The organism is Flavobacterium sp. LC2016-23, from assembly GCF_009674775.1.
Taxonomy (GTDB): Bacteria; Bacteroidota; Bacteroidia; order Flavobacteriales; family Flavobacteriaceae; genus Flavobacterium.
This window is the reverse complement of the sequence record NZ_WKKE01000042.1, coordinates 1-9,973: the sequence shown is the minus strand read 5'-3', so window position 1 is coordinate 9,973 and position 9,973 is coordinate 1. Positions and strand designations below refer to the sequence as shown.

General features: G+C 34.3%; 12 protein-coding genes. 6 read left to right on the top strand and 6 right to left on the bottom strand.

Features of this window, described 5'->3' with window-relative positions; translation table 11 throughout:
* Nucleotides 1-341 precede the first annotated feature (341 nt).
* Nucleotides 342-1,013, bottom strand: a complete 672-nt coding sequence (locus GJU43_RS22495) for a hypothetical protein (RefSeq protein ID WP_154344146.1) — start codon at nucleotides 1,011-1,013, stop codon at nucleotides 342-344.
* A gap of 183 nt (nucleotides 1,014-1,196) precedes the next feature.
* On the opposite strand from GJU43_RS22495, the gene GJU43_RS22490 reads away from it, so the two are divergent.
* The 6 genes from GJU43_RS22490 (at nucleotide 1,197) to GJU43_RS22465 (ending at nucleotide 5,265) form a co-directional block, all read left to right on the top strand.
* Nucleotides 1,197-2,054 carry a helix-turn-helix transcriptional regulator gene (locus GJU43_RS22490; protein ID WP_154344145.1) on the top strand — a complete coding sequence of 286 codons (858 nt, stop codon included), beginning with the start codon at nucleotides 1,197-1,199 and terminating at the stop codon, nucleotides 2,052-2,054.
* 82 nt (nucleotides 2,055-2,136) lie between these two features.
* Entirely contained in the window at nucleotides 2,137-2,754 is a 618-nt protein-coding gene (locus GJU43_RS22485) for a bifunctional 2-polyprenyl-6-hydroxyphenol methylase/3-demethylubiquinol 3-O-methyltransferase UbiG (protein WP_154344144.1), read from the top strand.
* 210 nt (nucleotides 2,755-2,964) lie between these two features.
* A complete protein-coding gene (locus tag GJU43_RS22480; RefSeq protein ID WP_154344143.1) occupies nucleotides 2,965-3,384 on the top strand; it encodes a helix-turn-helix domain-containing protein in 420 nt (139 codons plus the stop codon).
* 547 nt (nucleotides 3,385-3,931) lie between these two features.
* Entirely contained in the window at nucleotides 3,932-4,138 is a 207-nt protein-coding gene (locus GJU43_RS22475) for a hypothetical protein (protein ID WP_154344142.1), read from the top strand.
* On the top strand, nucleotides 4,135-4,830 hold the full coding sequence (locus GJU43_RS22470) for a hypothetical protein (protein ID WP_154344141.1): 696 nt from the start codon (nucleotides 4,135-4,137) through the stop codon (nucleotides 4,828-4,830). The genes GJU43_RS22475 and GJU43_RS22470 overlap by 4 nt, the downstream gene beginning before the upstream one ends.
* Before the next feature lie 3 nt (nucleotides 4,831-4,833).
* Nucleotides 4,834-5,265: a hypothetical protein gene (locus GJU43_RS22465; protein WP_154344140.1), complete on the top strand. Its 432-nt coding sequence runs from the start codon at nucleotides 4,834-4,836 to the stop codon at nucleotides 5,263-5,265.
* A gap of 257 nt (nucleotides 5,266-5,522) precedes the next feature.
* Here the strand turns inward: GJU43_RS22465 and GJU43_RS22460 are convergent, their stop codons facing one another.
* The 5 genes from GJU43_RS22460 to GJU43_RS22440 all read right to left on the bottom strand — a co-directional run bounded on the left by GJU43_RS22460 (nucleotide 5,523) and on the right by GJU43_RS22440 (nucleotide 9,736).
* Complete coding sequence (locus tag GJU43_RS22460; RefSeq protein WP_370455688.1) at nucleotides 5,523-6,107, bottom strand: alpha-ketoglutarate-dependent dioxygenase AlkB; 585 nt, start codon at nucleotides 6,105-6,107, stop codon at nucleotides 5,523-5,525.
* Nucleotides 6,108-6,154: 47 nt separating this feature from the next.
* On the bottom strand, nucleotides 6,155-7,681 hold the full coding sequence (locus GJU43_RS22455; RefSeq protein WP_154344139.1) for a hypothetical protein: 1,527 nt from the start codon (nucleotides 7,679-7,681) through the stop codon (nucleotides 6,155-6,157).
* A gap of 30 nt (nucleotides 7,682-7,711) precedes the next feature.
* Nucleotides 7,712-8,401: a hypothetical protein gene (locus GJU43_RS22450; RefSeq protein WP_154344138.1), complete on the bottom strand. Its 690-nt coding sequence runs from the start codon at nucleotides 8,399-8,401 to the stop codon at nucleotides 7,712-7,714.
* Nucleotides 8,402-8,601: 200 nt separating this feature from the next.
* Nucleotides 8,602-8,742, bottom strand: a complete 141-nt coding sequence (locus GJU43_RS22445; RefSeq protein ID WP_229655120.1) for a hypothetical protein — start codon at nucleotides 8,740-8,742, stop codon at nucleotides 8,602-8,604.
* A gap of 166 nt (nucleotides 8,743-8,908) precedes the next feature.
* Complete coding sequence (locus GJU43_RS22440) at nucleotides 8,909-9,736, bottom strand: KilA-N domain-containing protein (RefSeq protein ID WP_154344147.1); 828 nt, start codon at nucleotides 9,734-9,736, stop codon at nucleotides 8,909-8,911.
* Between the last annotated feature and the right edge of the window lie 237 nt (nucleotides 9,737-9,973).

Genomic DNA, 9,973 nt, shown 5'->3' with positions numbered 1-9,973 from the left:
ATTGGCGATTATAGTTATGGAGTTTCTTGTGTGATTTCTCCTTGCGTCGAAATGACAGCAGGCGATCGACAAAGATTGGCGATTATAGTTACGGAGTTTCTTATGCGATTTACTTCGTCTGTTCGCTATCGCTCGGGTCTCCCTTCGGTCGAAATGACACATAAAATTAAATGAACTTATATCACTTATATGGTAAAGAATCACACCACATGATCAACAAAGCTTTGCGAACTTTGTGCTTTCTAAGGCATTCCTAAATAAAAATCTTTGCGTTCTTTGCGGTAAAAAATAATTAGTGGGTTGTTTTTCCACAACATTTAGCGTTGATCAGTAATTTCCTCCTATTCCTTTGTTTTACTTTTAAACAACCTCATCATCTCAGCGGCTTTTTCAATTTCGTTTGTGGCTTTTAAGGACTGGGCGTATCTAAAATAGTAAGACGCTTCCAGATCCGTGGTGATATCAAATAATTGGGAATAGTATTTTGCAGCCGAAACCATATCATTTTCAAAATACGAACGGTCTGCTACTTTTTTTAGCATTTCTGCAGACTTGTATCCGCGGTCTAAAACTTTTTCGTAGGTGTTAACGAGATTTATAGTCACATACTTTTCTTTTTCCTTCGGAGCGACTACAGTAACCTTAATGGGCTCTATAGCTGTTTTTACAGTATCAGCAATAGTTTTTGACGCCATAGTACCGGCTATTGCATTTTCTTTTGGTTTTGCATATTGCGGGGTTACCGTCCTGGTGTTATTCGGACCTAAATCGTATGTGTTTACCATATTTAACTTAGAAACCTCATAGGTCGTGATTCGGGTTCCAAACGCCATATTGATTCGTTCTTCTACCAGATAAGACTCAACAACAACATCTTTGTCAGGCAACTTGCGAGATTTTGATGGAGTGTTTTTTGTTTTCATGTTCACCAAAGCAACATCATTGCCCTGCGCCAGGCCACTTGCAGAAAAAACACATGCAATTGCCGTAAAAAGGGGGAGATAATTTTTCATACAACTTTAAATAAGATCGTTGCCACTATTCCAAAATTCGTACTAAGTTACTCACTTATTGCGCCTTATGTCCTATTTCACCCGTAAACAACCATAAAAGACGTTGAAGTACAACTATCTATCGATAAGTTACCCTCTTTTTTCGTACTGCGGTTTTGTACATTTGCAGAACATCAAAAGGAAATGGAAAAAATACCGGTTCGGCATATCGATACAACCTCTGGCAAATCTGATTCTTTTCAGCATTTCAGCATCCGCAGTATTTCCGATTTACTTTCGGGAAAAGATATGCTGCAGCCCTTACACCGGCATGATTTCTTTCATATCCTGGTTTTAGAAAAAGGAAAAGGTCTTCACACCATTGACTTTAAAAATTATGACGTAAAAGATAACAGTGTGTTTTTGATCCGTCCCGGACAGGCGCATAGTTTGGAACTAAAGGCGGACTGCTCCGGATATATGATTCAGCTGAATGCCGATTTCTATTCGTCTGACGATAAAAACAACAGCTCTTTTTTACGCAAGGCAGCTTATCAGAATCACTATGCTCTTGAGGAGAATAAATTCAAAAAAGTACTTCCTGTGTTAGTTTCTATTTTTGAGGAATATAAAAACCAGCAGGAGAATTATACTGAAATCATCAAAGCCAATCTAAACATTCTTTTTGTGGAACTGATTCGGGAGCAAAACAAAAACCAGCAAAGCAAGACCAATTCGTATGCGCAGGAGCGTCTGGAAGAATTTCTCGAACTTTTGGAAACTCATATTCTCGCGCACAAACAAGTCTCCTCTTATGCCGAAATGCTGCATCTGACTTCTTATCAGTTAAATGCCATTACCAAAACCTTAGTAAACAAAACGGCCTCTGAACTGATCACTGAAGCAATACTTTTAGAATCGAAAAGATACCTGCTGGCCACAACCCATCAGGTGAATCAGATTGCGGGCTATATGGGGTATGATGATGTTTCTTATTTTATTCGTTTCTTTAAAAAACATACCGGATTTTCTCCGGAAACCTTTCGGCAAAACTTCAGATAAGTCATAGCAAACTGCATTTTTGTCCTATCCGTTAAAACCGTTTTGAAAGTACTTTTGAAGCATCAATTTTAATCGAAATAAGATGAGTCAGAAATGGGACGAAAGATACAAAGGCTCCGATTTTGCCTACGGAACAGCACCGAATGCTTTTTTTAAAGAATGGCTTCCGAAATTTAAACCCGGAGCGATTTTAATGCCGGCCGATGGCGAAGGCCGTAACGGCGTGTTTGCCGCGCAGCTGAACTGGAAGGTCACTTCGTTTGATTTGAGCACTGAAGGGCAAATGAAAGCCCTGCAACTGGCCAGCGAAAACAACGTTAACTTAGATTATGTGGTTGGTAATCTCGAAGCGCTCGAATTCGAAAAAGAATCGTTTGATGCGATCGGATTGATTTATGCTCATTTTTCGGCAGAAACGAAATCAGCGCTGCATAAAAAACTAAACGAATACCTGAAACCGGGTGGCGTCATTATTTTTGAAGCGTTCAGCAAAAACCATATCGCTTTTAAAAAAGAAAATCCAAAAGTAGGCGGACCGGACAACATTGATGATTTGTTTTCTACAGCCGAAATAGTCTCGGATTTTTCGAATTATGAAATCGTACTTTTAGAAGAGGAAGAAATAAGGCTCGATGAAGGAAAATTTCATGTCGGGACCGGATCTGTTATTCGGTTTGTGGGAAGAAAAATGAATTCCTAAATTTGGAAGGATCAATGATTGCCGCTTTGTCTGATTGCTAAAATGAAAATTTCAACACTATTGGCTTTTGTTTTCTGTAAGAAAAATTATACTTTTGTTTCGTGCTATACAAGGAAGCACTAGCCTGCATCGAATAATTATAAGTTAGTAATGTAAACTTGTATCGTACAGAACCGATTATTTCTCAACATTTTTAAATATCTTTGAACTATGAGCACAGCAACAAAACCAAATCATATAGGGCGAAAAATCAGCCGTATTCGTGAACTTCGTGATATGAAGCAGGAAGCATTGGCACAGGCTTTAGGCACCAACCAACAAGCGATTTCGATTATTGAAAACAGTGAAACGGTAGATGAAGAAAAACTTATTGAAGTAGCAAAAGCTCTTGGTGTAACCGTAGACGCCATTAAAAATTTCTCTGAGGAAGCTGCTTTTAATTATTTTAATAACATTCATGACAATGATTTTAGTCATAGCAATGGCGCAATTCAATCAAACAATTGTTCGTTCAATCCATTAGATAAAATGATGGAATTTATTGAAGAAAACAGAAAGCTTTACGAACGTTTGGTTCAGGCTGAAAAAGAGAAAAATGAATATTTAGAAAAATTGTTGAAGGAGAAGTAATTCCTTTTTAAAACATATGATTTATATAAAAGAGAGGTCTAGTCTGAGATCTCTCTTTTTTTTGTTTTGGCGTGTCTGTTTACATCTCAAAATTTTATGAACATAAAAGGAATTAAAAACATTTTGTTTCACTTCTTGAAACAAAATTAAAATTAAAAAAATTTGTTCGTGTTTTTGAAACATTTTTTAATAAAAATAAATTTGTTACGGTTTTTTTATAATATATATTTCTAGAAAAAGGAAACGGCCAATCGGAAGCAAAAATATAAAAACTTAACTATTTTGTTATGATTGATAAACACGTATTTATACGCTCGAATATTACTATTTAAAACACTTTATTTACAATTAAGAATTCAATGTAAATTAAAACAACCATGACTGAATCTATAATAATAAATTTGTTATAAAATTTACTAATTTCAAGATTTATTTAAATCGTTAAACTAACCTGAACCTGTAAAAGGAATACTTAGTAATTGATTTGTTTTTTGTCAGTTCTAATAGATTTACTTTTTTAATATTATAAACTTTAAAACCAAAACAAATGACACTATTACAATTTATTGATTCGAAATTAGACGAGGAAACACCTGTTGGAGATTTAGCAAATGATGCAAAAAAAGATTCCAAATTTCAAACACTAAAGAATGATAAAGATAGATTAGAATATTTATCAGAATCAACACATGCAATTAGAGAGGTATATAAAGATTTTTTGAAGGAATTCAAGCTTATAAAGGATAATGAATGAGAGAAGAAACTACTGAGAAAACCATATTTAATTACACGGCATTTATTTCAATTGGCGGAATACTACTATATCAACTTGGATGGTCATATTGGGAAACCTATCTTAATAATTTGAATATTAATAGTTCATTTATAGAAATTTCTATTGAGAAAATTATCTCAACTACTTGGACAACTATAATTTTAGTATTTCTTGCATTGGTAAGATCAATTGAAGATGTAATAAAATTAAAACCAAACCAGACAATTTCTTTAACTAATGTAATTATATATTTGGCTTTTGGAATTATGCTAATTTATACTGCTAATAATCTAAAAGATGGATATATGATACCAACTCTTATCCTTGCAGTTATAGTAACAATTATTACTTTTTTCGAAAAACGTATTAATAAACTTGCAACTCTTAACCGCAGGAATTATATAATTACTATAATTATAGTAGGTTATTTTATATCCTTTTTTTATTATCCATATTTAGCTAAGAAAGATTCTAAAAAAATGATATCTGACTATAAGAATGATATTGAAATCATATTGAACCACGATAATAAAACCATAAAAGGAAAATTTATAACTTTTATGAATGATAAGTACTTTATTTTAATTGAAAATCATAAGTGCCAAATAGAAACATTGGTTATCAATAATAGCGAAGTTTCCAATTCAAAATTTTCAAAAACAAATAAATAGAATATGATAAATGAAATTTTAAATGGATTTTTTGAATATAAAGGTGAAATAATTTCAGCCTTAATTGCATTGCTATTAGCAACTATTTATAATAAATTTTCATCAATACTTAAAAATTTTCCAAAGGCTTTAAATTATTTAGGAGAACTGAAATTTAAGCAGATTATAAAAGCTTTATTTTTGTACATATTACCTTTAGTATTTATAATTGGATTTATTTTTGTCTTAAGAGATAGAGTTGTAACATTTGGAATAATAGGCCTATTTATTATAGTATGTTGTATGTATCTGATAATTATATTTTTAACCATAATTGGTAATATGCTAAAAATTAACACAGAAAATATTAGAATCGAAAAAGATTTAATTTCTGGTATTGAAAAAGGCTTCAAGGATATATACATAGAAATGGAATCGCTCGCTAAAAAACATTAGAAAATAAAAAAAAGTAACCATAAAAAATCTACTCTTTACTTTTTAATAAATCTGGCTCAAAAATGCAAAAGTTCTGTTTTTCTGTTATTAATAAGCGTTCATACCTTAATAATTAGAGAACGAAGAAATTGCACTATTTAGTTTTTATAGATCTAAACCCCTAACTTCTTAGCAATCCAATAGGAACTCCGCCTTTGTTTACTAATAGAGTAGTTGTTTTATATTTTACGAAATTTTTGATTACAAAAAAGAATCTTTCAAGATACTAACTTCCGAAAAGTAATACTAATCCTTTCAGCAGAATCATTTGTCCCTTCCGGCAAAATAGAGTGAAGCCAAAACTCCTGAACTGTTTGAGTCATGTAAAATAAGCTATTTGGATGAAGTGGAATATCGTGAGTAACAGTAGCGTCTAACTTATTTTTAAACCGCATTGTTCTTTTATTACCTAATGAAACAATAGCAATTCCGGTATTATCAGACAGAATATCTATTTGATCTGAATGAAAACCCATTTTTGATTCTCCGTTTTCGTAATAATTAATGAGACAATTATTAATCGTAAAACGAAGCTTTTCTTCTACTACCGAAGCAACTTCAAAAATATAATCAGGAAACGGAATAAATGGATACGATATACCAGAATAATTGTAAGGAACACCATAACTGATAGTCTTTCTGGACTTAATCTCATTATTCCATTCAGAATCACTTTTTATTTTTTGGAATAAAAACTCATGATTTGGCAGAATATTTTCTTCTATCTTTATTTCACTAAGTAATTCCTTTATATCCATTTCAACCGTTTTTACTGCAATGTATAAAAAAACTATCGTTTTCACGATAGTCTCTTTTTGATTTAAATTAATCTGATAAAGCAAGCACCTTTTTAATTTACAGTAAGCGGCGGTGGAATTATCCCTTGCGAGATGTATTTTAAACCTGAGATTCCTGGTAAAAACAAATACAAACTTCCGTCTGTACGTACAAAACGCGTCAGGTTTGGAGTTTCTGTATAAGTTCCGTTTTCATTATAAGCAAAGACAAAATTATCCGGACTGGTATCGTCGGCCTGTGGTCCAAAAATCGGGTCTACTCCGCTATAATTTGGCGATGCATCGGGATTTCTAAAACCGCCTTGCTCTAACCAGAGCCTGGTCACAAACCGAAACTGAAAATCCAGAACAGCACCAATAAACAATCCCACTAGTCCGCGTTGTATGCCGGGTTTTTCAGCCCGATCATAAACGGGTCCGTAAGGCGATGCACGTCTTACAATGCGATGGGTTTCGGCGTTATCATCATTCCCTTTTACGTTTATATCATCACGCGGGTTTGCTCTCCGGATGTGCGCTGCATACGGACATTTTAAGGCGAGTTCATCACTGCTTTGATCGCCTTGCTGGTTTGGGCTTGGCGTTAGGTAATTGAAATTCGTAAAATTGAAATTTTTGGTACTGGGTTCTCCCAGACTTTTATCTTCCTTGTCAGGAGATACAACCAGAGGTGTACCGTCACGCCAGCGTCCGCACATTTTTGCAGCCATTAATTCGGGCGAGATTTCAGTGTTGGAATGGATAAATGTATTGAATTTGGCTTCATCCTGATACAACAATCGAAACGCCGAAAAGGTACCGTTTACCAATAAGGTATGGGCATAATAATCCTTCGCCTTCTGGCTGATCACAAAACGATCGAGTGGTACTTTTGGCCGGTCATCGATACTGCTGATGCCCATTAATTTTCGCATTTTGGGCTTTTCCCATATAATATCATCAATGCGGGGCTGAGACAGACTATCGCGGTACCCAAAATGTACATAATCTGAATTTCCATCGACCGTAATAGGATCTGAATCCTGATAATATACCGGAATTACAGCTGGGCCTGATGGTGTTTCTGTGATCATACCCAACAAAGCCGCATAGTATTTTTCTCTGTTTTCAGGGGTTAAAGTAAAAAGCGTTAGCTGAATATGAAGCTCACTGCCATTGGCAGTTGGTACTTCTTTTGGTATCCAGCCACCGTTTTTCCACCAGTTCGCAGGAGCACTCTCTCCGGTATCACCCATTTGTCCGGCATCTTCTACTGCTCCCTTTTTAAAGGATTTAAACACTTCGCGACTTGAATGCCGTTCTACTGCATTACTATTAGCTGTACCTATAAGCTTTTCTAAACCTGAATATGTAAACCCAATATTAAGACAATAGTCCGGTTTTTCCATGTTTTCCCAAGGCTCTGCATTGGTTATCGACAAACCACCGGGAGCAGTTCCTGAAGCCAGGTCTGCACAAAACTGTTTTGCCCCGTCGGTATTTTTTATACTGAAAATAATATATCTGATGTGAGGAAAATTATAGCCCCGCAATATTAATCCCTGTATATCATTCATTTCAATTTGACTGGAATTGCTCATAGTTTATCTTCATTAAGATTAGATTCAAAATTATTCGCAATCCGGTTTTTGGGCTTTTGGAAAATTATAACTTACCTCACCCGGAACCGCTGGCCATACTTTATCGGCATTTGGATAGTTATCAATAATTTTTGCTACTGTAAGTCCCGGAAAATTGGTGCCAAAAACATATTTTCCTTTTTTATCTCCTGCTGAGAAAACGGGATCACCAAAATTGTAACGCATCAACAAGCAGTAAAATGCTGCTGCATTTTTAACCACTCCGCTATTTTCGTCGTTTTCTTTCTTTTTTATAAATTTTGCTGATGTTGGTCCGTCTGGGTCTACACCCGGAATTCCCTCTTCATCGATAAACTGCAACAAGCCGTCTAGACCATCCACAATTTGCTCTATCTTGAAGAACGAGCTGATGTAATCATCAAACTGTCCGTCATAGATGGACATAACCACCAATACATCTTTTCCCGGATACGACTGAAATCCCGGAACAGGTATTCCCGGAGTATGAGTTCCGTCTGCCTGCGCATAAATGGTAAAATAATGTACTCCCGTTGTCTTACGGAGATCTCCGGTCGGAGCGGTTAACAAAGCTGCAGCTTCTTTAACTTTTTGAACTTCTCCCATTGCATGGGTTAGAAAACCTTTTTTTAGAGGAATAAATAAAAATAACAGATGCTGTTGATCTGTAATAGGTACTGTGATTACTTTGGGTGTTGACATGGTTTCGTTGTTTATGGGATCGCCCTACTCTGTTCAGGCTTTTCGGGAAACGCCTGTTAATGACTTAATCAAGACGAATTTAAGGACACCTAACACAACCAAGTCCAGTACTTATACCTGATTTAAGGCTTGCTAATTTTCAAAAAAAATAGCGCTGCAATTGCTTGCAGCGCTATTTTATATAAAATTTGAGAATAAACTTACACTCCTAATTTCTTAGCAATCTCAGCAGGAACTCCGCCTTTGTTTACTAATAGAGCAGTTGTTTTGTATTTTACAAAATTTTTGGTTACAAATAAGAACCCTTTGTAGTCGTTTGTTTCTCCATATGTTTTTTTCAATGCACTATTTATCTAATATCAACTTCCCAACTTCAGGAAAGTGATTGATTTAAAAATTTGCTCACATTTGAGCAATCATCTAATACATGATTAATTCACTAAATAGATTTAAAAAAATTTATAAAAAAAGAAACTCTCATCGTCGTTCGTTGCTCCTGATGATTTTTTATGATTTAATATTCTTTAATATCGTTGTATTTATAAGCGATTTCATTTGGTTTATAGCAATTTCATTCAGTTTTATTAATCGTTCCTCTTGTTCTATTTCTTGTTGAATTAGCATAGCATTTATACTTTCAAGATTAGACAGGACAACTAACTGTTCAATAGATGCTATATCCCTAATATTTCCTTTTTCGTTAGGATTTTCATCACGCCATTGCTTTGCTGTTTTACCAAATAAAGCAACATTTAATATATCTGCTTCATCTGCATAAATAAATTTTTTTTGATTTATTTTTAAGCTTATCGGAATTAGATTTTCTTTTATTGCATCTGTATGTATTCTATAATTAATTTTAGAGATCGTTCTTTGCAAATTCCACTCCAGCTTTTTAGTGCTATTTTCTTCTTCTTTTAAACGTTGAAATTCTTTTATTAAATAAAACTTAAACTCTGCACTCAACCATGTAGCAAATTCAAAGGCAATATCTTTATGAGCAAACGTTCCTCCATATCTCCCCGTTTTCGAGATAATTCCGATAGCGTTAGTAGATTCTATCCATCTTTTAGGAGTTAGCGAAAAACTGTTAGCCCCGGCCATATTTTTAATTCCATCGAATTCGATGGAATTAAAATCAGGATTGTTGAATTTTTCCCACAAGCCAATAAATTCAATGGTGCTTCTGTTTCTCATCCAGTTTTGTAAGATATAGTCACTACGTTCATCATCACGGTGTCTTGCAATATCTGTCAGGGAAATAAAATCCTCTTTATTATCCTCAAACAAAGCAACATCAATACCTCTTACATTTATTTTCTTATTTTTCGCCATTGTTTTTTTTGAAAGAAAAGTATTAAATAATTTAGTGGTCAAATATACATCTTTATCTAAATGATTAATTTTTTTAAAAGATGAAAGTTTTAAAAAACTAAAAAAAAAAGCGCCACAATCTCTTGCAGCGCTTTTATATATTCTAAAATCAAGATAAACTTACACTCCTAATTTCTTAGCAATCTCAGCAGGAACTCCGCCTTTGTTTACTAATAGAGCAGTTGTTTTGTATTTTAC